This is a genomic window from Corynebacterium silvaticum (assembly GCF_002162115.2).
In the GTDB taxonomy this organism is placed as follows: Bacteria; Actinomycetota; Actinomycetes; order Mycobacteriales; family Mycobacteriaceae; genus Corynebacterium; species Corynebacterium silvaticum.
The window spans coordinates 542,691-566,357 of record NZ_CP021417.2 but is presented as its reverse complement, the minus strand read 5'-3'; the positions used below and the strand labels follow the sequence as shown (position 1 = coordinate 566,357).

The following is a 23,667-nucleotide window of genomic DNA, read 5'->3' as shown; positions in this document are numbered from 1 at the left end:
GGAGCTATTCCTTGAGCCCGAGATCTTTGAGATCGATGCCCATCTCCGCAATGAGTTCTAGTGGCGGTTCGGAAAGAATCGACGATTCTTTCCGATTCTTCTCAAGATCTTCACTATCCTCAATATCTTCCGCAAGATCTTCTGCTCCGCCGTTGTCATCGTCGCTCAGCATGGCGAAGAAAGGGCTAATGGTTGATTCGATGAGTTTGACCCGGGCGGGCTCTGGCAAGTAGGAGACGGCGACCGCCGTCATGGTTAGTGCGTAGAGGTCTTCGATCGAGTAGTCAAAGTGCTCGACAAGTTCGAGCATGCGATCACTACTCAGCAGCGCTGGGGCGGCGTGGAAGCCTAGCTTGTGCATGAGGGGCAGCGGATGATCTGAGAGGTCGTCGAGGTCTCCGGATTCGAGGTCTTCGAAGGGGTTGGTCAGCACGGGGATGCGCCGATCCAGAACCCATGCGGAAAGGTGTCCGGGTTTGAGGTCGCCGTCGGTGACGCAGAAGTCGTCGAAAAGCTCTATCCCGTGGGTGATGCGGGTGGCGCCGGCATGTATTTGTTGCTCAAGCGGGCCGGTGAAGTCATAGGCGATTAAATTTTCTCGCAGGACACGCGCGGTATGGTCGTCGGAGGTCACGCAGGCCAGAACTGCCGGGTGTGTGAGGTCGTCGAGCGGGGCTGGTTGATCGCCAAGGTCGAGCACTATGCCCACGGGGAAGGGTGCGGCCTCCACGGCTGCGATGGCGGCGGCAGCGGCGTCGAGAGGCACTGTGCATTCGTAATAAGCAACGGTGTCATCGCCCAGTTCCCGAATCCGGGCGATGAGGTAAGCTGCGTCACCGGCGTCGCCAAGAATGACCTTTGGCATTGCGTGAAGCAACTCCGGTTTTAGGATCTTAAACTCTGTTCGAAAATCTGGGGTGTCGTACATGCATATAACATTAAGGCACAGGCACGATCATTGATATGAAAGTGTCATCAACGATCGCAGCGTTAACTGCATCATCTTTTACCTTAGCGTTTGTTTTTACCCCCGCGGCGCTAGCCGACCCTACCCCGCGATCATCGGCACCTAACACCAACAACTGCGAGTACGCACTTACTCCACCGCCTGCAGAAACCACTTCTGAACAGTTAAAACCGGGTCAGGTTTCTCCCACTCCCCTACCTACGGTTATCAACGAATACCAAGGTGGCTGTGGCGTGACCAAAGTCAAGGGGTTCAACGAACCCGCCAACACCGCCTCTGCGTGGATGGTTTTTGACTTAGACAGTGGCGACGTCATCGCCACAAAAGACCCGCACGGACGATACCGACCAGCGTCCGTTATCAAAGCACTACTCGCACTTGTTGCGCTCGATGAACTCAACCTGAAAGCAAAAGTAAAAATCACCGCCGAGGACGCCAACCAGGAAGGCTCTGCGGTGGGATACGTAGACGGTGTGGAATACACCAACGAGCAACTCCTCTACGGTTTGCTCCTTAACAGCGGAAACGACGCCGCGCACGCCCTCGCGCAGCGGCTCGGCGGCGATGACAAAACCCTGGAAAAGGTCAACGCCCTCGCACAGTCCTTGGGAACCGTGGACACCTATGCCGCCAGCTATTCCGGTCTCGACGCCCCCGGCATGTCCACCTCCGCGCACGACTTAGCGCTCATCTACAGCCATGCCTGGAAGAACCCAACATTTGCAAAAATGGTGGCCACAGAACACATAGAGCTCCCCGGCAACGCCGCCACTCCCACGTTCCAGGTATGGAACGACAACGGACTCTTCCTCAACGACGAACACGGCATCGGCGGGAAAACCGGTTACACCGACGACGCCCACCACACCTTTGTCGGTGCAAAAGACATCGACGGCCGCCGCCTCGCCGCAGTGATCTTAGATACCACCGTGGAACAAGGCCGCCCGTGGCAGCAGGCGCAAAAGCTTATCGACGCCGCCTATGCTGTTCCGCGAGGCGAAAAGGTGGGGAATCTGAAAGAAACGTCGATTCTTTCCCAACCTTCCCCATCAGAACTGCCCACTCCGCCGACCCCTGCCGAGGGCGACGCACCCAGCCGCGACCGAAACCACGCCCCGGCCCTCGTGATCGGAGGTGCGATCGTGGGCCTACTAGTGTTGGGAACGCTGACCTGGTTCCTGGGCCGGAAGAGGCACAAGCAGTCATAAACAAAGGGGAGCTCCACGAGCTCCCCTGCTTTGTTATTTCTTTCTTAAAGCTGCGACTAGTGCGGCGGCGGCAGCGCCGGCGGCCACTCCAATCCCGATTCCTTTGCCCTTATCATTGCTGACCCGGATCTCTTCACGGACTCGAATCACTGCAGGCGCTGGCACGTCGAGTTTAGCGATAGCCAAGGACTCTTCTGTTGTAGCCGCCCAGGCAGAGCAGTACATCAGGATTCGCCAGACAAAGTAGAACAAAACCATCACACCGATGATCGGCCCGAAAGTAGCGCCCGCGGGGTTGTTCAGACCATTCGAGAAGAACTGTGCGGCCAGCTGCTTGAACACCTCAAAAAGCACCGCTCCGATGATGGCCGCACGCACCGCCGATTTCATAGGGACCTCCCCACGTGGGAGGTACTTCAGCATCCACAGAAAAACAAAGAAGTTAGCGACGAGACCAAGCAGGATCGATACGGCGAAGGTGAGGAGGAAGATGCCGGGGACGTCGGCAAGCGAAACTGCAACGAGCAAACGTTCTGTGAGACCCGAAGAACCAATCGCGGTCACGCCAAAAGCGACCATGAACGCAAAAATAAGGCCCACGAGTCCGAGCAGATCCTGCAGTTTTGCTTTAAAGAAGTTCTCTCCGGTGACGGAATAACACCACATTTTGGATGCGCCATAGCGCAGGTTAGCCATCCATCCGAGTCCCGACCACAGCGCCGTCAAGCCACCGATGCCGAACATGGCGCCACGCTGGGCAATAGCGGTATCCAGGATCTTGGTAAGGGTCTCAGCAATTGAACCGTCAACAGAAGCGACGATTTTCTCCTGAATCTGTGCGAGCAAGTCAGGACGCTGCGCCAGCATTGATGCCGCAATTGCCATGATGAGCATCAATAAGGGGAACATGGACAGCACTGAGAAGTACGTAATACCAGCGGAGTACTGGTTGCCACCTTCTTTGCTGTACCGCTCGTTCATCCGCATAATGTGATCGAACCAGGGCCACTTATCACGATACTTATCCACAATTCCTGGCTCATCGGCATTGGATCGCTCAATCCCGTATTCGTCAGTTTTGTGTTTATCTTGGCGAGTTGAGGTGGTTGTTGTGGACATGAGGGATTCCTTTTGACAAAAGTTTTCTTGTTAGCTTCTTCCACGATAGAGACGACAAACAAAAACCGGCCCGAGATTTTAGGTATCTGGGCCGGATCGTTGTCAACTTGTTAGATGTTTTCTGGAAAGAATCGTCTATTCTTTCCCAACCTTCAGGAAACCGATGCGCTCATACGCATCCGCCAGCGTGCGGGAAGCTACCTCGCGCGCCTTGGAAGCTCCAAGTGCAAGCACCCGTTCAAGCTCTGCTCGGTCAGACATGTACATGTCGTATTTGGCTTTGAGCGGCGTCACAAAAGTTTCAAGAGCATCAGCCGTGTCGGTCTTGAGGGCGCCATAGCCTTGGCCTTGGTATCCGGCCACGAGTTCGTCGATGGTTTTACCTGTTAGTGCCGCTTGGATAACGAGCAGGTTGGAAACGCCTGGCTTGTTGACTTTGTCGTAGCGGATGTCACCATCGTTATCGGTGACAGCAGATTTGATGCGTTTCGCAGATACTTTGGGGTCGTCGAGAAGATTGATGAGTCCCTTCGGGTTCGATCCCGACTTACTCATCTTGGACGTCGGATCCTGCAGGTCGTAAATCTTGGCCGCACCTTCCGGAATGATTCCTTCTGGAACAACAAAGGTCTTTTTAAAACGCGAGTTAAAGCGTTCTGCAAGTGTACGAGTCAGCTCCAGGTGTTGACGCTGGTCTTCGCCAACTGGAACGAGCTGAGGCCGGTACAGGAGAATATCCGCGGCCATCAGCATGGGATATGTGAATAAGCCCGCAGACGTCCGGTCGGCACCGCACTTTGTGGATTTGTCCTTAAACTGCGTCATGCGGCTTGCCTCACCAAAACCTGTAAGGCACGTCATGACCCAGCCCAATTCAGCGTGTTCTGGAACATGAGACTGGACAAACAACGTCGACTTTTCCGGGTCAATGCCCAGCGCCAAAAGCTGCGCGGCTCCTGCAATGGTGCGCTGGCGTAGCTCTTTAGGGTCTTGATCTACGGTGATGGCATGAAGATCGGGGATGAAATAGAACGCATCGTATCCATCCTGGAGATCAATCCACTGCTTCAAAGCACCGAGGTAGTTACCTAGATGGTAGGAATCAGCTGTCGGCTGGATTCCCGAGAGCACTCGTTGCTTTTTTACAGCTTTCGGTTCAGTCATGATTGCCATTCTAGTATTCCGCTTCGCACAGTCCACGGTCCCCTCGCATAATCGCGTGGTACGCCGTTGCTTTTCGACGCACCACGCTGAGCACGGGGCCACGCGCAGCCGGTTAGATCAGACCTTTCATGTAATTAATCAGGAAAGCAATAAGCGCACCGAAGCCACCAAGGCCTGCGAGTACCCCTAGAATTATGCCAGCGATTCCTTTTGTTTCCTGCCTCGGCGGCGTGTGGCCTTCACCAGCGTCGATGGATCTGTCTGTAGGGGCAGGCACGGTTAACTCAGTCTCTGGTTTCTCGATTTCCGCCTCCGCGTTCAGCAGATCTTCTTCACGAATCTCCGGCACAGAGCTCTGCTCTGTCGTTTCTTCGGCATCTGCTAAAAATTCGGGGCTTTCACTGGGATCCACATCTTCCATCTCCCGTGTGGATTCATTCCATTGCTGCTCACGCGGCCCCTGATCAGTCTCAGAACCTACTGCGGTATTTTTTATTTGAGTTATCTCGTTTTCCAGGCCATAGAGCTGTGAATAATTGACCCACGGAACTTGGTAGCTCACTGCTTTGTGAGAAGCAACGCCGACCACCTTGCTATTCACAAACAATGGCCCACCAGAATCACCAGCCTGGGTATTGCTTCCATCTGTGTGATAAGCCTCAATCGCAGGACCGCGATGCGTAGTTTTTCCTATCGATTTGACGGCCAACTCGCCCCGTTTCAACAGCCCCGCAGTGCCCCTACCCCATCATCCGTAGCCTGTGCCCTGTGTCCCAGGTGTCAGCGGGCTATAATCCAGCTCCGCATAACGAGGTAGTTTCATGTCTTGGATTGTGTGCAGCAATGCCACATCGGAGTTCGGAATAAAGAATGTCTTATCCGCTTCTACAAAGCGATCAATGACCGTTTTATTTTCTTCCGTCGCCCGCTTAATACCTAAGTGAACATAGCGCTTTCCTGTTTCGTCCCTAAAACAGTGTTTTGCGGTCAACACCCAATGCGGAGCAATTGCTGTACCTGTGCAAGACTGAACCCGTATAACCATCTGCGCTAATTGATAATCACTACTTACCTCTGCACCCCCATCCATTGCCTGAGCTGGAGCAACAAGACAAGCCAACGCGGTTATTCCGGCGGTACATAAAGCAGCAATCTTACGAATTAGCATTTTCCCACGTTCTGTTAAATAATTCCTGAAACAAAACGTAATAAAAATACTTAATTGTTTCAGCCTTACAGAAAAAGCGTCACCCAACCGAACATCAACGGAAACTGGCGACCGAAAAATAACGCTACCTTTTCCCGCAACTTCACAATCAATTCAGTAAAAATACCCCCTTAGGGGTTTAATAAAATAAAAATAACATGTTAGTGTTTTAAATTATTAAATGAATATAAACTCACAGCCCTTTAGTTTAAGAAAATGAAGCACTCTGCTTAGAGATATTTTTGGCTAGCGGGGAGCGTCGCAAAGCTTATACATAAACAAAAAGGCCTGCCGTTATACAACGACAGGCCTTAGTCCGAAGACTACGCAAACATATTTTGTTATTGCTTCCGAGGCTCTTTACAGAGAACTCCCACTAGTCCACCGATCGCCAACGCTCCACCGATTCCCATAATGATGGATCCAAGCATCGAGTTCACATCGTGTGCGCCGAGCATGAAGTGAGACCCAACGAACAAAACAAGACCAACGGCAATCGCAATGAGACTCTTAACGCGCATGAAAGCTCCTCGAAAATAACGTACACAGGAATGACAACCCGGTGTATCCTACTCGAAAACTCCGCAAGTGCCGAAGCCCACACCTTTTAATGGTAGATAACGCTCAAAGGCGAGTGATCCGACCATCGCAGATCATAAGCCCCGGCTTTATCCACCCATGTCTTTTCTGCGCGGTCTAGCATCGCCTGCGTTGCAGCCTGATAGTCGATACGCCATCCCGCATTCGTATCAAAAGCTTGGCCACGGTATGTCCACCAGGTATAGGGAGCATCCTGAGGCTGCAAACGACGCGCCACGTCAAACCACTGAGGATTCAACGCCGGCTTACGCTTTGCATCCGACGCATACTCCACCGCGCCAGCCCACTCCCCGGCATCCTCCACCTGAGAAGCTGCGTCAGGAAACGTACCAAACACCGAGTCCATAAAGGCACGCTCGTCTGGAAGGAATCCAGACTTCTTTCTATTGGTCTTCCAATTCTTCAGGTCCTCACGCCGATGGCAGATGTTCCAGTCCCCGCCTACCACCATGTATTTATGATCCTTGGCCGCTTGCTCGAGGAAAGGCTCAAAGACATCCAAAAAGCGGTACTTCTCATCCTGCTTCTCCGTCTGGGCGGAACCAGAAGGTAGATACAGCGAGGCGACTGTCACATCATCGGTTCCGTCGCGAAGCGTTGCCTGAATGTACCGGCCAGAATCTTCGAATCCTTCGATGCCCACGTGGACGTCGAAAAGCTCAGAACGGCTCAAAATTCCCACACCAGCACGGCCCTTGGCAGCTGCCGGGCCCCCCACATAATGCCAGCCAGCATCGAGCGCCGGGGCAAGCGCTGCCAAGGTGTCTTTTTCAGAAGCCCGGACCTCCTGCAAGAGCACGACGTCGGAACCGGCGCTCTCCAACCATGGGAGCATGCCCAGATTCGTTTCACTGCGCTCTTTCACGGCTGCGCGGACGCCATTAACGTTGACCGTCGTAATCTGCATGATGTTCATCCTAACTTTAATTTTCCACTTCTTGACCTTGCCCCAGCGTCAAGCGCCACAATAGGAGCATGAACGAACTCACCATAGGTGAAGCCGCCGAATTCCTCGGCATAACCACACGAGCACTGCAACACTGGGACGCCATCGGTTTATTGGAACCACAATGGCGCAACCACAGCGACTACCGGCTCTACACCGAAGAAGACCTCACAAAGGCCTTCACTATCTTGGTGTACCGAGAAGCAGGGCTGAGTCTCAAAGCCATCCAGAACATTTTGGAAGAACCATCAACGGAAAAAGAGCACCTTCAGCGGCAGCTGAGGTTGCTTAAACAAGAGATTTTCCGGAAAGAATCGTCGATTCTTTCCGTCGAAAAACTACTTCGAGGAGAAACCCCCATGACCCCACAAGGCTTTGCCGATACTTTTTCCCATGACTGGAGCGAGAACTACGTCGAATATCAGAATGAGGCGGAGTCTCGTTGGGGCGATTCGGAGGAGTGGGCGGCGTCGCAAAGCACAATGCGTTCGATGTCTGCGAGCGACTGGCAGCAGGCTAAGGCCTCGGATGCGGCTTTTGTGTCCGAGCTGCATCGCGCATGGCAAGCGGGCGTGCGCCCGGGCACCGCGGCCGCGGACCGCATTGTTGAGCTACATCGCGAGCAAATCGCCCAGTGGTATGAGTCGTCGCTTTCAAAACAGCTCATTTTGGCGAACATGTATGTGAACGACGAGCGCTTTGCCGCCCACTACCAGGGGCTTGCGCCTTATCTTTTAGAGCTTGTCCGTGATGCGGCGCGACGCGGGGGCGTTGATGTGGATAATCCGTCGTGGACTTAGCTTGTCGACGCCACAGGCGCCTGCTCAGATCGCATGCGGAAAATATGCGCCGGAATCCACAGCATGATGGCTGCGATTCCTAGCGCGGCGCCAGCGAGTGCGGGGGCGGAATAGCCGTAGCCGGCAGCGATCACGAGTCCTCCGAATTGTGCTCCTGCCGCGTTAGCGATGTTCAAAGCCGACTGATTGAGGGCTGCAGCTAACGTCTGTGCCCGACCGGCAACGTCCATCAGACGAATCTGCAGGGAGGGAATAAGCAGTGAGCCGGATAGCCCGATGAGCCCAAAGTTGATCGTTGCCAGGACAGCGTTATGGCTGGTAAAGAAGAACCCGGCCAGAGTGACCACGATGGCGATCAATGCCCAGAAAATTCCGTATTCCACACTCCAATCAGACAAGCGACCACCGAGCCAGTTTCCGGCGATCATTCCGATTCCATAAGCCATGAGCACGAGCCACATACGGTTTTCTTGCAGACCAGCCTGTTGCGTCATAGTCCAAGAGATATAGGTGTAGACGGCGAACATGCCGCCAAATCCCACAGAGCCAATGAGCAGCGACGCCCAGACCTGCCCGCGGGCTAGGGCCCCCAATTCCGTCAAGGGACTCGTTGGCTTCATCTTTGTCATGTGAGGCATAAGGAACCAGAGCAAGCCGAGCGTGACCAGCCCCACGACAGTAACCAGCAAATATGCGGCGTGCCAGCTTGTGGCATGTCCTAGAGCCTGGGTGGCTGGCACACCAAGAACGGTGGCAATGGGAAGGCCCATTCCTACAAACGCAAGCGAACGGCCGCGCTGGCCTTCAGGCGCCATCGACGCAACGGCCAGGCTTGCGACGGAGAAGAACGCGCCTTGAGGAAGACCTGCGATCACACGCGCCACGATAAGCACGGAGAAGCTGGAGGCAAAGAAAGTCAATGCGTTTCCGGCGACAAAGGCGAGCGTGAGGATGAGGAGGAGTCTGCGGCGCGGGATCATGCCGGTTAATGCGGTAATGAGAGGCGCGCCAATCATCACGCCTAGGGCATAGGCAGCGATGACGTGGCCTGCGGTGTCCTCGCTGACGTTAAAATCCGCAGCGATCTGATTGAGCAGCCCCATCGTGACAAACTCGGTTATTCCCAGACCGAATGTTCCAAGAGCCAAGGCGATCATGGTGGCGAGCCGACGTTGCTCGGAAATTTCAGTTTGTCGGGGAATTGGACGACGCATCATTTTTTGCACATCGGACTACCTTACAGCTAGCGACCCTGATTTTATGCAAGAGGGATGAACTCTCCTCTGCCGGTTCACCACAAGCGGACATTTAACACAGCCACCTCGCCTGATAAACAGGACGGTTGTACTGTTTTTACCCCCGGCCCCCCAACAACTATCCCCAGCATATGGCCATATTCATCCCATCAGGGAGGCATTTATGCTGTACAACAGGTATTCTTTTTGTTTGTACAACGAGCCCGATTAAAGAGGAGACTCATGGCAAAGATCATCTACACCCGCACCGACGAAGCACCGCTTCTGGCCACTTACTCTCTCAAGCCGGTCGTTGAGGCGTTCGCCTCCACCGCAGGCATCGAGGTGGAGACCCGCGATATCTCCCTCGCAGGCCGCATCCTCTCACAATTCCCCGAGTTTCTTACAGACGATCAAAAGGTCGACGACGCACTGGCAGAACTCGGCGAGCTCGCCAAGACTCCGGAAGCAAACATCATCAAGCTGCCCAACATCTCAGCTTCCGTCCCCCAGCTCAAAGCAGCAGTCGCCGAGCTGCAGTCCCAAGGCTACAAGCTCCCGGATTACCCAGACGCCCCCTCCACTGACGAGGAAAAAGACATCCGCGCCCGCTATGACGCGGTCAAGGGTTCAGCCGTCAACCCGGTGCTCCGCGAGGGCAACTCCGATCGTCGTGCGCCTATCGCAGTGAAGAACTTTGCCAAGAAGCACCCTCATCGCATGGGCGCATGGTCTGCGGACTCCAAGACCAACGTGGTCACCATGGAAAGCAATGACTTCCGCCATAACGAGAAGTCCGTCATCATGCCTGCCGACGACACCCTCACCATTAAATTGGTGACCGACAACGGGGAAAAGGTCCTTAAAGACGGCCTTAAGGTTCTCAAAGGCGAGGTCGTAGACGGCACCTTCATCTCCGCCCGCGCGCTCGATGAGTTCCTGGCAGCACAGGTCAAGCGTGCAAAAGATGAAGGCGTCCTCTTCTCTGCACACCTCAAGGCCACCATGATGAAGGTTTCCGACCCCATCATCTTTGGGCACGTCGTCCGCGCCTACTTTGCAGACGTATTCGCAACATACGGCGAGCAGCTAGAGGCAGCTGGATTAAATGGCGAGAACGGTCTCGCCGCGATTTACTCCGGCCTAGAGTCCCTCCCCAATGGCGCCGACATCAAAGCGGCTTTCGACGCAGCCCTCGAATCAGGTGCTGATATCGCCATGGTCAACTCCGCCAAAGGCATCACCAACCTCCACGTCCCCTCCGACGTCATCATTGACGCCTCCATGCCAGCCATGATCCGAACCTCTGGACACATGTGGAACAAGAACGATGAAGAGCAGGACACCCTGGCCGTCATCCCTGATTCCTCCTACGCAGGCGTCTATCAAACCGTTATTGCAGACTGCAAGAAGAATGGCGCATTCGATCCAACCACCATGGGCACCGTCCCCAACGTGGGCCTGATGGCACAAAAGGCCGAGGAGTACGGCTCACACGATAAGACGTTCAAGATCGAAGCCAACGGCACCGTACAGGTTGTTAACTCCGCTGGCGAAGTCCTGATCGAGCACAACGTAGAGGCCGGCGACATTTGGCGCGCCTGCCAGGCCAAGAATGCCCCTATCCAGGACTGGGTCAAGCTGGCGGTCACTCGTTCGCGACTGTCCGGCATGCCGGCAGTCTTCTGGCTCGACCCTGAGCGCGCGCACGACCGCAACCTCACGACTCTCGTGGAAAAGTATCTCGCCGACCACGACACCGAGGGACTCGACATCCGCATCATGAGCCCTGTCGACGCCACCCAGTTCTCCATCGACCGCATCCGCCGCGGCGAGGACACTATCTCGGTTACCGGCAACGTGCTCCGTGACTACAACACGGACCTCTTCCCCATCCTTGAGCTTGGCACCTCCGCAAAGATGCTCTCCGTGGTTCCGCTTATGGCAGGTGGCGGACTCTTTGAGACAGGCGCCGGCGGATCCGCTCCAAAGCATGTCCAACAGCTTGTCGAGGAAAACCACCTCCGTTGGGACTCCCTTGGCGAGTTCCTCGCCCTAGCGGAATCCCTACGCCACTTTGCTAACACCGAAGGCAATACCAAGGCCGGAGTGCTTGCCGACGCCCTCGACCGAGCCACCGAAACCCTTCTCAACGAGGGCTATTCTCCATCGCGCAAGGCGGGCGAAATCGACAACCGCGGCTCGCACTTCTTCCTTACCAAGTTCTGGGCGAAGGAATTGTCGATTCAGTCCGAAGATGCCGACCTCGCCGCCGCGTTCGCACCTGTCGCAGAGGTACTAGAGGCGAACTCCGAGGAGATCGCTGACGCACTGCTCGCAGTTCAAGGCGCCCCTGCAGATCTTGGCGGCTACTACCAGCCCGATGACGCTAAGACCACCGCGATCATGCGTCCCATCGCTAGCTACAACGACATCATTAGCTCCATAAAGTAACCCGCTCAAAAGCCGCATCCATGTTCACACATGGATGCGGCTTTTCGCTTTTCTAAAACCACTTAGTCTATATTTTAATTCACCATCTACCTGCATATTCTTTAAAAAATAGACCAAGCTGTTTATTTTTCATTCGATGCGGTCTAGCGTTCTTGCCAATGCACGTTATTCAGAAAGGCAAGAAATGACTAAGTACGACAACTCCCAATCCGATCAATGGAACTTTGATACCCGAGCCATCCACGCCGGCCAAACCGTCGACGCAGGCACCGGCGCAAGGAATCTCCCCATTTATTTCACATCCTCCTACGTTTTCAACGACGCAGAACACGCAGCGAATCGCTTCAACCTTTCCGACGCAGGTCCGGTATATTCCCGACTCACCAACCCAACAGTCAATGCGGTCGAAGAAAGACTCGCTTCTCTGGAAGGAGGTGTCCATTCCGTCCTATTTTCCTCCGGAATGGCTGCCGAAACCGCGGCGATTCTCAATATCGCCCGCGCTGGTTCCCACATCGTTTCCTCCCCGAGAATCTACGGCGGCACGGAAACCCTTTTCACAGCGACTCTTGCGCGCCTCAGAATAGAAACAACTTTCGTGGACAACCCCGACGACCCCACCTCGTGGGAGAGCGCTATCCAGGACAATACTGTCGCCCTATACGGCGAAACCTTTGCCAATCCCCAAGCCGACATCCTTGATATTCCCGCAATCGCAGACGTCGCGCATAGAAACAGCGTGCCATTGATCGTCGATAACACCCTTGCCACCGCAGCACTCGTTCGCCCGCTGGAGCTCGGCGCCGACGTCGTTGTCGCGTCCCTCACAAAGTTTTACACCGGCAACGGTTCAGGGCTCGGAGGAGTGCTTATCGACGGCGGACGCTTCGACTGGAGCGTCGAAAAGCACGGAAAGCCCCTCTTCCCCGATTTCGTAACCCCCGACCCCGCCTACCACGGCCTCAAGTACATAGACCTCGGGCCAGCAGCCTTCGGACTCAAGGCACGCGTCGGATTGCTTCGCGACACCGGCGCCGCCCCATCCCCCTTCAACGCCTGGGTAACCGCACAAGGCCTGGACACGCTCTCACTACGCGTTCAGCGTCATAACGAAAATGCCCAAGCCGTCGCAGAGTTCCTTACAAAGCACCCCAAAGTATCCAAAGTCAACTACGCCGGACTCCCCGACTCCCCGTGGTTTGTTACGAAAGAAAAGCTCAATCTTTCCCACACAGGCTCAGTCTTGTCCTTTGATGTCAACGGAGGACAAGAAGAAGCATGGCGCTTTATCGACGCCCTCAAGCTCCACTCGAACCTGGCCAACATCGGAGATGTTCGGTCACTGGTAGCACATCCAGCCACCACCACACACTCCCAATCCGATGAGGCTTCGCTCAAAGCCGCCGGCATTACGCCCGCCACAGTGCGACTTTCAGTCGGAATCGAGTCAATCGAAGACATAATCGCCGACCTACAAGCAGGGCTTAACGCTATCTAATAAGACAAAGCACGTGATGCGAGAAACAAAAGTCTCACATCACGTGCTTTATTTAGCCCGCCCCACCCAAACTCTATTGAACAGTCTACACGTTCATGAACGGAAGATTCCGCAAAACGCCGGACTTCATCGCAACTTGGAACAAAACAGCCACCGTGGCCACCAGTCCAGCGACTCCCAAAACAATGCTCCAAATCTTAGGGAAATTGCCGAGTGAAAGGTCTTTCGGGGACTGGGGCTTTTCAGCCTCAGGAACTCGGCCATTTTTGAGACCGCAGTTGTTCTTAACGGTTAGCTCGATGTTTACGTCGTCGACTTCGGGCTTGTATTCATCGTTATATATACCCATAAAGAGTATATCGATTCCATCGATAATATTTTTCTTACCATCAGTAAGAGGCTTGGGAGTATACCTCATATTTTTACCTGCAAAACTTAAGTTTTCACTGTTAAGTTTCCACCCTTCAAGTTGACCTGAAGCAAAAGTGTCCGTACCAGTCTTTTTATTAGCATCAGTACGATCGGCCGCCTCATATTTAGTCATCTCCTTGCCTTCGACGTAATACCCTTCATAAGATGCCCCGGCCTTTACATCCTGTCCATTAACCGACACATAAGGGCTCTTCATTACCGACCGGAGAGAATCACCATGCCCAGTAAAAGTAAGAGAAGACATTTTTGTCTTGATCTCTGCCGAACTAACCTTTCCGCGGGAATCTAGAACCACCTTAGAAGTTTGAGGGTCTACCTCAAATGTAAAAGCAAAGCCCGCGCTACTCTTCCCACCGCTACCCTCGGAGACAGAACCTGCAGTTTCCCATTTACCCTTTGCAATAGGCCCCTGCACATAACTCCGCCACGATTGCTTGATCCCCCAATTCAGCGTTCCGCTTACAACTTCGATCGAGCATTTTTCAGATGCCACAGCCTGAGGGACGGCAATACCGGCAGCAATCATAGTGGCTGCCACAGGGACAGCAAGTCGCTTAAACACGCGAGGGATCCTATCTTTCGAGATTTTTAAAGGCAAGGCATACCTTATTAAAAGATGGCGTGCCTTACCTAACTTAAAAACTAAAGACTTACCCCGAATACCCCTGCTTCCCTACCCCGCACAACGACCGCAGTTGTGCTTTGCTAGGAAGTCACTGCCTCTGCCTCGCGCACCAGGGAAACGAAGTCTGACTCTTGTTTACCGCCCTGATCACGTGCAGGATGAACAAAAAGAGAACCGTCATCACGCTTTTCTACATGAATCGGCCATCCGTATACCGTGGACAGATTCTCGTCTGTGTAGACGGAATCGACGTTTCCTTCCTTCGCCACGCAGCCATTAGCCAAGCAAACTATTCGATCGCAGTATGCAGCGGCCGCGTTGAGGTCGTGAAGCACAACAATCACCGCGACGTTCGTCTCACGAGCAATCATGCGCATAAGTCCCAATACCTGTTCTTGATGGCGAATGTCGAGCGCAGCCGTTGGCTCATCAAGCATCACGACAGGCGTCTGCTGAGCCAGCACCCTAGACAAGGCCACACGCGCGCGTTCGCCTCCAGACAGAGTAATCACATCGCGTCCAGCTAGGTGAGCAGTGTCTGTGGCGGCGAGGGCAGCGTCGATGAGGTGGTCGTCGAAAAGCTGTTTTTCCGTGCCTTCCCAAGGACGTCGCCCCATCGCGACCACATCACGCACAAGAAATTCAAAAGAGACACTCACGTCTTGCATCATGACGGCACGGACCCGCGACAAATCTTTCGGGGAGCTGGTCGCTGGGTCGTGGCCCAGGATGTCGATGGTGCCTCTTGTTCGCTCAAGGTCGCCGCTGATTGCGGAAAGAATCGTCGATTTCCCCGCACCATTCGGACCTATCAGACCGGTGATTTCGCCCCGGCGGGCTTCAAAAGTGACCTTGTCCAGCAGAACTTTCTCGCCGACGGCGACGGTAAGATCGCTTACGACGACTGCAGGCTGTCTACTCAATGGACCGAACCTTTCTTGAGCATACGGCGGAGCAAAACAAAAAATGTTGGCCCGCCAACTATTGCGGTGAAGATGCCAATGGGCAGGTCGGCAAACGGAATCAACGTGCGAGCCGCGACATCGGCAAACGCAATGAGCACCGCGCCCGTGAGCGCAGAGGCCGGCAGAAGAATCTTGTTTTCTGGCCCAACGAGACTACGCAATAAATGCGGAACGATAAGGCCAACGAATCCAATCAGGCCGGCAAAGGAAACCGCACCGGCGGTAAGAATCGTCGATGCCGCAATAGCGATAATCCGTAATCGTGAAACGTGAATGCCCGTGTGGACGGCCGCTCGTTCGCCTAGCGCAAGAACATCCAGCTGGCGGCCTAAGCGAATTGCGATGAGCACACCGGCTATCGCTATCGGCAAGACCACCCAGACATGCTTCCACTGCGATCCATTAAGCGAGCCCATTTGCCAAAAGACAATCTGTTCTCGATTTGCTGTCGGCGCCAGATAAACCAGGAAAGAAATCAACGCGTTGCACACGGCATTGATCGCAATGCCCGTAAGAATAAGGTTGACCACCGCAACTTTTCCCTGATGGCGCGCCAACTGATAAATAATCACGGTTACCAAAACTGCGCTCATGAATGCAGCAACGGGAACCGTAAAAGTCCCTAGGAAACCGATATTAAACACGATGACAGCAGCAGCCCCCACGCCAGCACCTGAGGTCACGCCGATGATAGACGGCTCAGCAAGCGGGTTGGCAAACACTGCTTGCATCAGTGTGCCGGCCACGCCCAAACAGGCACCCACCAAAAAACCTAAAACAATACGTGGCAGACGAATCTCCCACACCACGCTAGTGGTGAGGCTTTCATCGCCACGATTGAACAGGATAAAAGGCAGGTCTTGCAGCGGGACATAGTATTGGCCTAGCGCAAGAGACGTTACAAACGCTAGAAACGCCAAACCGGCGAGGACAATAAAAAGTATTGTCCTGCGCCTAGCTCGGTGTTCAAAAACATCCTGGACCAAAGTACTACGTTTGCGGAGCATACAGAGCCTGTGCGGTTCGGAGAAGGGTCTGACCGGTTAGCGGTCCGAATGCCAAAGACTGACCGTCGGGAAGCGTAATCACTCGCTTGTTTTTACCCGCAGTCGTTTGGGCAACGCCAGGACGAGACAACAAACCATCGATGCCGCCCGTAGACTCCAAGCCCCCCGACATCATGATAATTGCTTCAGGATTAATCTTGGCCAGCGCTTCCGCATTGGCAGGTTCTGCATAAGAAAGCTTGTGCTCAGCAGCAAGATCAACAGCGCTTAACCCCTCAATGAGATCCTTGGCGCCGGTCCCATCGCCCATGATAAAAAAGACTCCACCGTTGCCACGCGCATAAAGGAATGCCATCTTCATGGGGTCCTTGGGCGCAATGTTCTTAATCGCTTCCCGCGCAGAGTTAATCTCTTGGATGCTGCGTTCCGCCAGCTTCGTGGCTTCGTCGTTAAGCCCAACGACGCCGCCGAGATTTTTAATGTCCTCAGATACCGAATCAATAGTGCGCGTTGGTTCCATGACTACAGTGGTGACGCCGGCAGCGCGCATCTGATCAATGGCGTCCCGCGGACCAATAGAATGGTCCACGATAACCAACGAAGGGCGAAGATTCAGCACGGCCTCCACGTTAATGGTGTGGCCGCCTTCTGTAACTACAGGAAGGTCCTTCAACGCATTCTCCGTCGAAGACACCGTACGACCCACGATGTTTTTTGTCAGGCCTAGCCCTTCAAGTGTTTTTGTATAGGTGCCGTAGATGTCTAAAGCTAAAATTCGCGAGACATCCGTGACCTCGACCTCATGCCCATCAGCGTCGGTCAACTGCACAGGCAGCTTTGGGGAAACCGAGTCTGCAACCGGTTGAACGTCGTCAAAGTTCTTTACCTCTGACACGCCTTTAAAGCTCCGAGGATCCTTCACATCCGTAGGAAGAGACTCGCGCAACTCCTTAGTAGAATCATACGACCCTTGGACGCCGCAGCTTATCAACGACAACGCACACACCACTGATGCAGCTACGCGCACAAACTTATTCATCAAAATCCTATTCTCGGCGCTATCGAGTGTGACGCCACAGCCTAGTGGAAACTATTCCACGAACTATGGCTGACTCGACAACGTTGATCACAAACAAACCAACACTAAGTAACGGAAAACCTGCATCTACGACGGATTATTAAGCACCAAACGCCCCATACTACCTCCGGCGATCACAAAACCCGCGACGATGAGCAACAGATACATGTTGGGATCGATGCCTTCCTTATCATCAGCGGCCGGACGGAATTTAAAGTTCTTTGCGCCATTCTTGTAACCAGACCCATTCGGATCCTGATCATCCGCAGCTGCTGCGCCACTATCGTCGTTGGCTTCTTTATCAGCTCCGGACGCCGCAGCGCTGGCTACTTTCTTGCCGTTCTTTGCTCCGCTCGCTTTAGCGGCACCAGAGGCACAATCCGCAGCACCGCCCAAAGCTGCATCAAAATCTAAAGAATCTAGCTCTGCTCCCGCTTCATAGAAACCAGCAAAAGCACCAGAACCTTCTTTAGTTAACGTCGCCGCAGCTCTACCCGAAACCTTAGAGTCTGACAGATCCAACGAACCAAAGTTCAGATTAGCTAGCGGTATATGTCCATAATCATTCTTGTTGCCTTGCAAATCAGACGAACGAACATCGGCATACAGCACGCCGCTGCGCCCGTTAAAGCCAATTTCAATATTGGAGATACTTAAGTCCAGCACCCCATTGTGTCCGCTAAAGTTCACTCCGCCCACAAATGCAATTTTCCCCGAGCGCTTTGGCACATCCACAGCTCCAGAATTACCCGAGAATACGAACTGTCCTCCGCTGTGAGTCGCCTGATCCAAAGTCCACTTTCCCTTTGCTATCGAACCAGTGATGTAAGACTGAAACGACTTCTTTACTCCCCAGCGAGCCGAAGCACTCTGGACTCCTGAGCCAGCAGCGCATGTTTGAGGGTTAGGGGTGGTGCTTCCAGCTGTGTTTTGGGAGGGTTGGGATGGGGTTTGATTGTCTGTTTTGGGAAGGAATTGACGATTCTTTCCAGAATCTTGACCGTTTGATGTGGCAGCATTACCCGCTCGGGCGCTTCTCGCGTTCGAATTAGTTTTTCCAGCGCTGGCCCCAGTTCCACGAGTTTCAAAGTCTTTCAACGAATCGAGAAAGTGCCCTGCATTGTCCATGAAAATTGTGGTGGCGTTCATGGTGTCATTGGTCTCTGACAAAATAGCCATGGCTTCTTTATTGAAGCCCGTGAAGTTTCCTTTGATCGAAGACAACGCACGTTTTTTACCGCCCGTTGATCCGCCTGATCCGTTACCGCCCTCTATCGATGGAGAGCAGCGCCCATCAAGACGGATGTTTCCGTGGGTGTCATCCATTGAATCGCCGGCTTGATAAGCGAGGAAGAGTTTGGCGCCTTCGCTCGTCAATGTTGTTGTGCCACTTAAGTCAACGGAACCACTTGAAGGGTCTGCAAAGTTTGTGAGGTTAATCGTTGCGATGGTTACGTCGTCGCCGGTGATCTGAGGGCCTCGCTCATGAGTATTGCTCATATCCGATTCATAGGAGACATAATCGACTTTGATTTCTGCAGAAGAACCGTTTGTAACAACTTTCCAATCGCTAAGGGTCATATCTAATAGGTAAACGCCATTGCCATGATCGTGGCCTTTGAAATGAATGAGGCCGCCGAATGGGATGGTGGCGGTGGAACCGTCGACAAGCGCTTTGCTTGGCGTGAAGTTAAAGGCGCCGTCGTGTCCGGTGTCGCTGCCAGAAAAGCCGATTCCTTCCGTAGCCCACTGCCCTCCGGTTTGTCCTGCTGCCCCTTTAAGCATGTAGTACCTAAAGGTTTGCTTGATGCCCCAGTCAAACGAGCATTGTCCTTCGGCAGCTTGCGCATGCGGGGCAAAAATAACGGATAGTGGCGCAGCCGCAAGAGCCGCGACGCTCATCAGCCCTAAGACCAGTCGGCGGGGTTTCAGCATGAGTGGATAGCTCCTAGAAGAGGGAGGGAATCGTCAATTCTTTCCTAAAAACAGCGCCAAAGAAACCACAGCGTAGTTCTTTCGGAAGCCGAGTCGAGGTGACGAAGGGAAGTGTTACCTAACAGAAAACATGTATAGGCTACACTTACCTAATCTTCTAGTCCATCCCTTGGTATCGCGAAGGATTTTGCATGAATACCTCCACTACCTCAGCTTTTAAGAATCTCTATCCAGACGTCGATCCCACCCAAGGTTTACCCCTCAACTGGTCCGAACGGTTGTCTATTACTTTTTCTTGCGCAACGCTCGCTTTCGGAGCAGTGTTTGGCGACCTCATCATCGTCGGCGCAGGCCTTGCCTTCATCCTTTTTTCCACCACCGCACCAGCACAAAAAACAGCCCGCCGAATCAGAACAGAAGCAAAAAACCGCTTCCCTGCACAGCCCTGGGCAGAAAACACCAAAGGCTCCGGACGTCAACACATTATTTTCATCCTGCTGTTTTGGGTGGCGATAGCTGCCGTGTGCATCGGATTGTTTTTAGCTACGCCACAGATTAGCCGATTCCTTGCAGCCACCATCGCCGCGGCAGTAGCAGGAATCCTCACATGGTTTATGCCCGGGATGAGCCCGGTATGGCGCAGGGGTGCGGGAGGGCGTCGATAAGCTCGAAAGCGGCGATAGCGCGAGCGTAAAAGATAGACTAGACAGAGCTGTCCATGTAGCATGTACGCGATCCTCACTGCGAACAGCCAAGGAGCCCCGACATGCTCAAAACCACAGGAGAACTCACGCTTGTTCCCATAGGGGACTTTCACACGGAAGCCGGTGTCACGATCCCCGACGTCGTCATCGCGTATCAAGCATGGGGCACGTTTCGTGGCGACAATCTTGTGCTCGTCGAGCATGCTCTCACCGGCGATTCCAACGCGATAAGCTGGTGGAACGGACTTATTGGGGATGGTCTGGCGCTCGACACGCGCCGCTACTGCGTCCTCTGTACTAATGCTCTCGGCGGATGCATGGGTTCTACTGGCCCTAGCACTTTGCATCACGACGCCCGCCCCTGGGGATCCCGTTTCCCCGCCCTTTCCATCCGCGACCTCGTGCACTGCGAAAAACGATTCCTCGACGCACTCAACATCAATAAAATTCATGCAATCATCGGTGGGTCGATGGGTGGTGCGCGCACGATGGAATGGTCGATTCTTTACCCAGATATGCTGCGAGCTGCTTTAGTGATCGCAGTGTCTGCGAGAGCGAGCGCCTGGCAAATCGGCATTCAGTCCGCTCAAATCAGCGCAATCGAGCGTGACCCCAACTGGAACAATGGCGACTACTATGCCGCCGATTACCCGCTCGATGACCTTGCCGCCGCGCGCAGAATAGCCCACCTCACCTATCGAGGGGAGCTTGAGATTGATGAAAGATTCGGCACTTCTGCCCAGCACGAGGAAAATCCTTTGGGGCCTTACAGAGACGCGTCGCAACGCTTTGCCGTAGAAAGTTACCTGCAGCATCAAGGGCGCAAACTGGCAGAGCGTTTCGATGCCGGCAGCTACGTAGCACTCACCGAAGCCCTTAATCGTCACGATATCGGACGAGGGCGAGGCGGCTTGAACAAAGCACTCGCATCCATCAACGTTCCAACGATAGTTGCTGGCGTAGACACCGACATCCTTTACCCCTACCACCAGCAGGAACACATCTCACGAAACGTCAAAAATCTATTGGGCATGGCAAAAATTAGCTCGCCCATAGGCCATGATGCTTTCCTAACAGAAACCCGGCAGATGGACCGGATCATCAGGAATGTGTGGGAAAGAATCGACGATTCTTTAGAACAAAAACGCCTTAGCGATTGAAACACTCAGGCCACCCGCACAGGAGGCTGGGCACTACACAAGATCAAAAGAAAATACAATTGTTTGATACTCAACGGACAAAATGTGGATAACTAACGCCATATCGCTATTTCTTCCATACTCAGAGTTTCTGCCTGTGAATAACTTTTATTCGAGCTCATTGAGGTCTTGGTTCAGGTCTAGGCTAATCCTGAAATATTGGCTGGCTTCGCCTTCAGGTGAGCGTCGGAAAGCTTTAAGCAGGGAGTTTTCATGATTGGGTTTAGGCACGCTGATACGAATAACTCGGTATCTGCGTTTCAGATGAGCATTAATCGCCAACTTATTACGTTTTGGCTGCATCAGGTTCCTGAGACTGAAGAGGACTTTCATACTCAGATAGATGCCCTGAGCGTTTCCATGAATATTTCCCGAAATGATGCGAAAAATGGACTACGCGTAGGCGTTATGCTGAGAAATTTTCCAAAATTACTGTCTTGTTTACAGGCTCACTGGCACCTTGACATGCCACGCCTTGTGGTCTTGGAGAAGCATCTCATGGCCATAAGTAAAGACTTATTGCCACAGTTAGACAACTATCTATGTGATTATTTCACCTCGCAAGTATCGGGTCAGGTCATACCTCAGAAAGCGACGCTGTCCAAGCATATTCGAAACCACATTGAGAGTATCGATCCTCCAGCAGCACAAAAACCGCAGGATCAACAACAACGAGCAGCGTCTTTCAAACGGGGACTCGACGGATACACGCGCCTTAGCATAACCATGACCGATACCGAAGCTTGCATATTGCAACAAGATCTCAAGATACAACCAGGCGAAGAGCTCATCGATTCCTTTATGGCTTTGATTAATAGCCAAATAACAACGAAAGTTATTCTCAATGTTTTTAAAGGCACTGATGGTCTCATGCGTATGGCCGGCGGAGGAATCGTCGATTCCTCCGCTATCGATGCTGACGCATATACTGCGGCGTACCAACCTACCGATGAAATCCGAACAGCTGTGCAGCTACTCGACGGCTCCTGCCGCTACCCCAACTGCACCGTCAGCGCGCAGCATTGCGATATCGATCATGTCATTAATCACGATGAAAATGGCCCGACGACGCCAGATAATCTGGCCTGCCTCTGCCGGTTTCACCATAATTTTAAAACCGAGCACCGCGTCCATTATTCAATCGACGAAAATCGGATAGCTACGTGGTATTTCCCCAACGGTGTCATTAAAAAATCGCAGCCGGGAGGGGTTAAGCGGCCGCCGCGTTTTGGCCAGTCTTGGAAAAACATGAGGAACAGCGCATAAGAGCGCGTCGGCAGGCAAATCACGGCTAGCTGCTACGAACCCAACGAATCGATCGAGTAAGAAAGAAAGACCATCGCGCCGCCAACTGCCGACGCATACACCACATCAAATGTCCTGGAACGTATAGAGAGAACCCCCAGTACTTTCGAATCGCAAGTCAACCTCAAAACCGCCAACCACAACAAAGCTGTCCCAAGGACAAAAGTGGCACGACGCCAGTGCTCAGTAAGTGAATAGACGCCTGAGGTGGCGACAGCGATCACGAAGAGGGCTAGCCCGATGTATTGGATTCCGGAAGGAATCTTCGATTCTTTCCGGCCAATGTCGTGTGGGTTATCAAGAGGAGAAATTTTAACCAAGTTCCGCGCGCTCCACCACGTTACGAATCAAAAATGCACGGGTAAGCGGACCCACGCCACCTGGATTCGGTGAAATTGCCCCTGCGATATTCCAAACATCTGGGTGTACATCGCCCAGAAGCTTTCCATCTTTGCGGGAAACTCCCACGTCCAAGATAGCCGTACCTGGTTTCACCATATCTGATGTCAGCATATGAGGTTGCCCTGCAGCCGCAACAATAATATCCGCTTGAAGTGTTTCCGCAGCAAGATCCTTCGTTCCGGTATGGCATAGCACTACCGTCGCGTTCTCGCTTCTACGCGTCAGCATCAAGCCAATCGGTCTACCTACGGTCACTCCCCGGCCGATTACTACAACTTTTTTACCTGCGATTTCGATACCGAAACGCTTTAATAGGTGTATCGCTCCATTCGGCGTACAGGGTAACGGGGCGTCTTCATTGAGCACGAGCTTGCCCAAATTAACTGGATGCAAACCATCAGCATCTTTATCAGGGTTAATACGCTCCAAAACCGCATTCTCATCCAAGTGCTTCGGCAGAGGGAGCTGGACAATATAGCCAGTGCATACGGGGGCATTGTTCAGTTCATCAATAACGCTAAGTAGTTCTTCTTGAGAAATATCAGCCGGGAGATCCCGACGAATGGAGCGTATACCGATCTGTTCGCAGTCACTGTGCTTCATTTTGACATAAGAGTGACTTGCGGGATCATCACCCACCAAAACTGTTGCCAGACCGGGAACAATTCCCTTTTCTTTCAAAGATTGAACGCGGACCTCTAAGTCAGCAAAGATCTCGTCTCGGTACAGTTTTCCGTCTAATTTAATAGCAGTCACAGTACGAATTATTGCACTTTCTGGAACGAATCGTCGATTCCTTCCAGAACAGCTCTAAGAT

21 protein-coding genes and 1 pseudogene are annotated in these 23,667 nt (G+C 53.2%); 7 read left to right on the top strand and 15 right to left on the bottom strand.

Going from position 1 to position 23,667, the window contains the following annotated elements:
• Nucleotides 1-4 precede the first annotated feature (4 nt).
• Nucleotides 5-928, bottom strand: a complete 924-nt coding sequence (locus tag CBE74_RS15120) for an amidohydrolase family protein (RefSeq protein ID WP_087453463.1) — start codon at nt 926-928, stop codon at nt 5-7.
• A 35-nt stretch (nt 929-963) separates the two neighbouring features.
• Between CBE74_RS15120 and CBE74_RS15115 the strand changes: the two genes are divergently transcribed.
• Complete coding sequence (locus tag CBE74_RS15115; protein WP_134316227.1) at nt 964-2,175, top strand: D-alanyl-D-alanine carboxypeptidase family protein; 1,212 nt, start codon at nt 964-966, stop codon at nt 2,173-2,175.
• Nucleotides 2,176-2,208: 33 nt separating this feature from the next.
• On the opposite strand, the gene CBE74_RS15110 is transcribed toward CBE74_RS15115, so the two are convergent.
• The 6 genes from CBE74_RS15110 to CBE74_RS15085 all read right to left on the bottom strand — a co-directional run bounded on the left by CBE74_RS15110 (nt 2,209) and on the right by CBE74_RS15085 (nt 7,172).
• The gene (locus CBE74_RS15110) at nt 2,209-3,294 is read right to left on the bottom strand and encodes a YhjD/YihY/BrkB family envelope integrity protein (protein WP_087453462.1); all 1,086 of its coding nucleotides are present in this window, start codon (nt 3,292-3,294) and stop codon (nt 2,209-2,211) included.
• Nucleotides 3,295-3,429: 135 nt separating this feature from the next.
• Nucleotides 3,430-4,458 (bottom strand): tryptophan--tRNA ligase, encoded by a 1,029-nt coding sequence (trpS, locus tag CBE74_RS15105; RefSeq protein WP_087454836.1) that lies wholly within the window; start codon nt 4,456-4,458, stop codon nt 3,430-3,432.
• A 112-nt stretch (nt 4,459-4,570) separates the two neighbouring features.
• A complete protein-coding gene (locus tag CBE74_RS15100) occupies nt 4,571-5,167 on the bottom strand; it encodes a trypsin-like serine protease (RefSeq protein WP_233426082.1) in 597 nt (198 codons plus the stop codon).
• 39 nt (nt 5,168-5,206) lie between these two features.
• Complete coding sequence (locus tag CBE74_RS15095) at nt 5,207-5,713, bottom strand: trypsin-like serine protease (RefSeq protein ID WP_233426081.1); 507 nt, start codon at nt 5,711-5,713, stop codon at nt 5,207-5,209.
• Between the two features lie 293 nt (nt 5,714-6,006).
• The gene (locus CBE74_RS15090; protein ID WP_087453461.1) at nt 6,007-6,186 is read right to left on the bottom strand and encodes a hypothetical protein; all 180 of its coding nucleotides are present in this window, start codon (nt 6,184-6,186) and stop codon (nt 6,007-6,009) included.
• Nucleotides 6,187-6,272: 86 nt separating this feature from the next.
• A complete protein-coding gene (locus tag CBE74_RS15085; protein ID WP_087454835.1) occupies nt 6,273-7,172 on the bottom strand; it encodes an exodeoxyribonuclease III in 900 nt (299 codons plus the stop codon).
• A gap of 68 nt (nt 7,173-7,240) precedes the next feature.
• On the opposite strand from CBE74_RS15085, the gene CBE74_RS15080 reads away from it, so the two are divergent.
• Nucleotides 7,241-8,011, top strand: coding sequence for a MerR family transcriptional regulator (locus CBE74_RS15080; RefSeq protein WP_087453460.1), 771 nt, complete (start codon nt 7,241-7,243; stop codon nt 8,009-8,011).
• Here CBE74_RS15080 and CBE74_RS15075 read toward each other — a convergent pair.
• Nucleotides 8,008-9,237, bottom strand: coding sequence for an MFS transporter (locus CBE74_RS15075; protein ID WP_087453459.1), 1,230 nt, complete (start codon nt 9,235-9,237; stop codon nt 8,008-8,010). The two genes, CBE74_RS15080 and CBE74_RS15075, sit on opposite strands and share 4 nt — an antisense overlap.
• A 252-nt stretch (nt 9,238-9,489) precedes the next feature.
• On the opposite strand from CBE74_RS15075, the gene CBE74_RS15070 reads away from it, so the two are divergent.
• On the top strand, nt 9,490-11,700 hold the full coding sequence (locus CBE74_RS15070) for an NADP-dependent isocitrate dehydrogenase (RefSeq protein WP_087453458.1): 2,211 nt from the start codon (nt 9,490-9,492) through the stop codon (nt 11,698-11,700).
• A 184-nt stretch (nt 11,701-11,884) separates the two neighbouring features.
• Nucleotides 11,885-13,198, top strand: coding sequence for an O-acetylhomoserine/O-acetylserine sulfhydrylase (locus CBE74_RS15065; RefSeq protein WP_166741033.1), 1,314 nt, complete (start codon nt 11,885-11,887; stop codon nt 13,196-13,198).
• 85 nt (nt 13,199-13,283) lie between these two features.
• On the opposite strand, the gene CBE74_RS15060 is transcribed toward CBE74_RS15065, so the two are convergent.
• From CBE74_RS15060 to CBE74_RS15040, 5 genes are all read right to left on the bottom strand, one after another.
• A complete protein-coding gene (locus CBE74_RS15060; RefSeq protein ID WP_087453456.1) occupies nt 13,284-14,192 on the bottom strand; it encodes an HtaA domain-containing protein in 909 nt (302 codons plus the stop codon).
• A 143-nt stretch (nt 14,193-14,335) separates the two neighbouring features.
• Complete coding sequence (locus CBE74_RS15055; RefSeq protein ID WP_087453455.1) at nt 14,336-15,178, bottom strand: heme ABC transporter ATP-binding protein; 843 nt, start codon at nt 15,176-15,178, stop codon at nt 14,336-14,338.
• Nucleotides 15,175-16,227 (bottom strand): FecCD family ABC transporter permease, encoded by a 1,053-nt coding sequence (locus CBE74_RS15050; protein WP_087453454.1) that lies wholly within the window; start codon nt 16,225-16,227, stop codon nt 15,175-15,177. The genes CBE74_RS15055 and CBE74_RS15050 overlap by 4 nt, the downstream gene beginning before the upstream one ends.
• On the bottom strand, nt 16,211-17,266 hold the full coding sequence (locus CBE74_RS15045; RefSeq protein ID WP_087453453.1) for a heme/hemin ABC transporter substrate-binding protein: 1,056 nt from the start codon (nt 17,264-17,266) through the stop codon (nt 16,211-16,213). The genes CBE74_RS15050 and CBE74_RS15045 overlap by 17 nt, the downstream gene beginning before the upstream one ends.
• A 126-nt stretch (nt 17,267-17,392) precedes the next feature.
• Nucleotides 17,393-19,240, bottom strand: coding sequence for an HtaA domain-containing protein (locus CBE74_RS15040; RefSeq protein ID WP_087453452.1), 1,848 nt, complete (start codon nt 19,238-19,240; stop codon nt 17,393-17,395).
• A 191-nt stretch (nt 19,241-19,431) separates the two neighbouring features.
• Here CBE74_RS15040 and CBE74_RS15035 point away from each other — a divergent pair, with 191 nt between their 5' ends.
• The 3 genes and pseudogenes from CBE74_RS15035 to CBE74_RS15025 all read left to right on the top strand — a co-directional run bounded on the left by CBE74_RS15035 (nt 19,432) and on the right by CBE74_RS15025 (nt 22,438).
• Nucleotides 19,432-19,905, top strand: coding sequence for a hemin receptor (locus tag CBE74_RS15035; RefSeq protein ID WP_087453451.1), 474 nt, complete (start codon nt 19,432-19,434; stop codon nt 19,903-19,905).
• Between the two features lie 101 nt (nt 19,906-20,006).
• The gene (gene metX, locus CBE74_RS15030; protein WP_259484426.1) at nt 20,007-21,104 is read left to right on the top strand and encodes a homoserine O-acetyltransferase MetX; all 1,098 of its coding nucleotides are present in this window, start codon (nt 20,007-20,009) and stop codon (nt 21,102-21,104) included.
• A gap of 252 nt (nt 21,105-21,356) precedes the next feature.
• A pseudogene (locus CBE74_RS15025) lies at nt 21,357-22,438 on the top strand (HNH endonuclease signature motif containing protein).
• 3 nt (nt 22,439-22,441) lie between these two features.
• On the opposite strand, the gene CBE74_RS15020 reads toward CBE74_RS15025, so the two are convergent.
• Together CBE74_RS15020 and CBE74_RS15015 are read right to left on the bottom strand one after the other, a co-directional pair.
• Complete coding sequence (locus CBE74_RS15020) at nt 22,442-22,768, bottom strand: DUF3017 domain-containing protein (protein WP_087453448.1); 327 nt, start codon at nt 22,766-22,768, stop codon at nt 22,442-22,444.
• Complete coding sequence (locus CBE74_RS15015; protein ID WP_087453447.1) at nt 22,761-23,606, bottom strand: bifunctional methylenetetrahydrofolate dehydrogenase/methenyltetrahydrofolate cyclohydrolase; 846 nt, start codon at nt 23,604-23,606, stop codon at nt 22,761-22,763. Before CBE74_RS15015 ends, CBE74_RS15020 begins: the two co-directional genes overlap by 8 nt.
• Nucleotides 23,607-23,667 lie beyond the last annotated feature (61 nt).

What these genes read in the sequence shown, in the direction of transcription:
- CBE74_RS15070 (WP_087453458.1), top strand. Translation starts at nt 9,490, where the DNA reads ATGGCAAAGATCATCTACACCCGCACCGACGAAGCACCGCTTCTGGCC.
- CBE74_RS15110 (WP_087453462.1), bottom strand. Translation starts at nt 3,294, where the DNA reads ATGTCCACAACAACCACCTCAACTCGCCAAGATAAACACAAAACTGAC.
- CBE74_RS15085 (WP_087454835.1), bottom strand. Translation starts at nt 7,172, where the DNA reads ATGCAGATTACGACGGTCAACGTTAATGGCGTCCGCGCAGCCGTGAAA.
- CBE74_RS15120 (WP_087453463.1), bottom strand. Translation starts at nt 928, where the DNA reads ATGTACGACACCCCAGATTTTCGAACAGAGTTTAAGATCCTAAAACCG.
- CBE74_RS15065 (WP_166741033.1), top strand. Translation starts at nt 11,885, where the DNA reads ATGACTAAGTACGACAACTCCCAATCCGATCAATGGAACTTTGATACC.
- CBE74_RS15115 (WP_134316227.1), top strand. Translation starts at nt 964, where the DNA reads ATGAAAGTGTCATCAACGATCGCAGCGTTAACTGCATCATCTTTTACC.
- CBE74_RS15090 (WP_087453461.1), bottom strand. Translation starts at nt 6,186, where the DNA reads ATGCGCGTTAAGAGTCTCATTGCGATTGCCGTTGGTCTTGTTTTGTTC.
- metX (WP_259484426.1), top strand. Translation starts at nt 20,007, where the DNA reads ATGCTCAAAACCACAGGAGAACTCACGCTTGTTCCCATAGGGGACTTT.
- CBE74_RS15050 (WP_087453454.1), bottom strand. Translation starts at nt 16,227, where the DNA reads ATGCTCCGCAAACGTAGTACTTTGGTCCAGGATGTTTTTGAACACCGA.
- CBE74_RS15080 (WP_087453460.1), top strand. Translation starts at nt 7,241, where the DNA reads ATGAACGAACTCACCATAGGTGAAGCCGCCGAATTCCTCGGCATAACC.
- CBE74_RS15035 (WP_087453451.1), top strand. Translation starts at nt 19,432, where the DNA reads ATGAATACCTCCACTACCTCAGCTTTTAAGAATCTCTATCCAGACGTC.
- CBE74_RS15040 (WP_087453452.1), bottom strand. Translation starts at nt 19,240, where the DNA reads ATGCTGAAACCCCGCCGACTGGTCTTAGGGCTGATGAGCGTCGCGGCT.
- trpS (WP_087454836.1), bottom strand. Translation starts at nt 4,458, where the DNA reads ATGACTGAACCGAAAGCTGTAAAAAAGCAACGAGTGCTCTCGGGAATC.
- CBE74_RS15045 (WP_087453453.1), bottom strand. Translation starts at nt 17,266, where the DNA reads ATGAATAAGTTTGTGCGCGTAGCTGCATCAGTGGTGTGTGCGTTGTCG.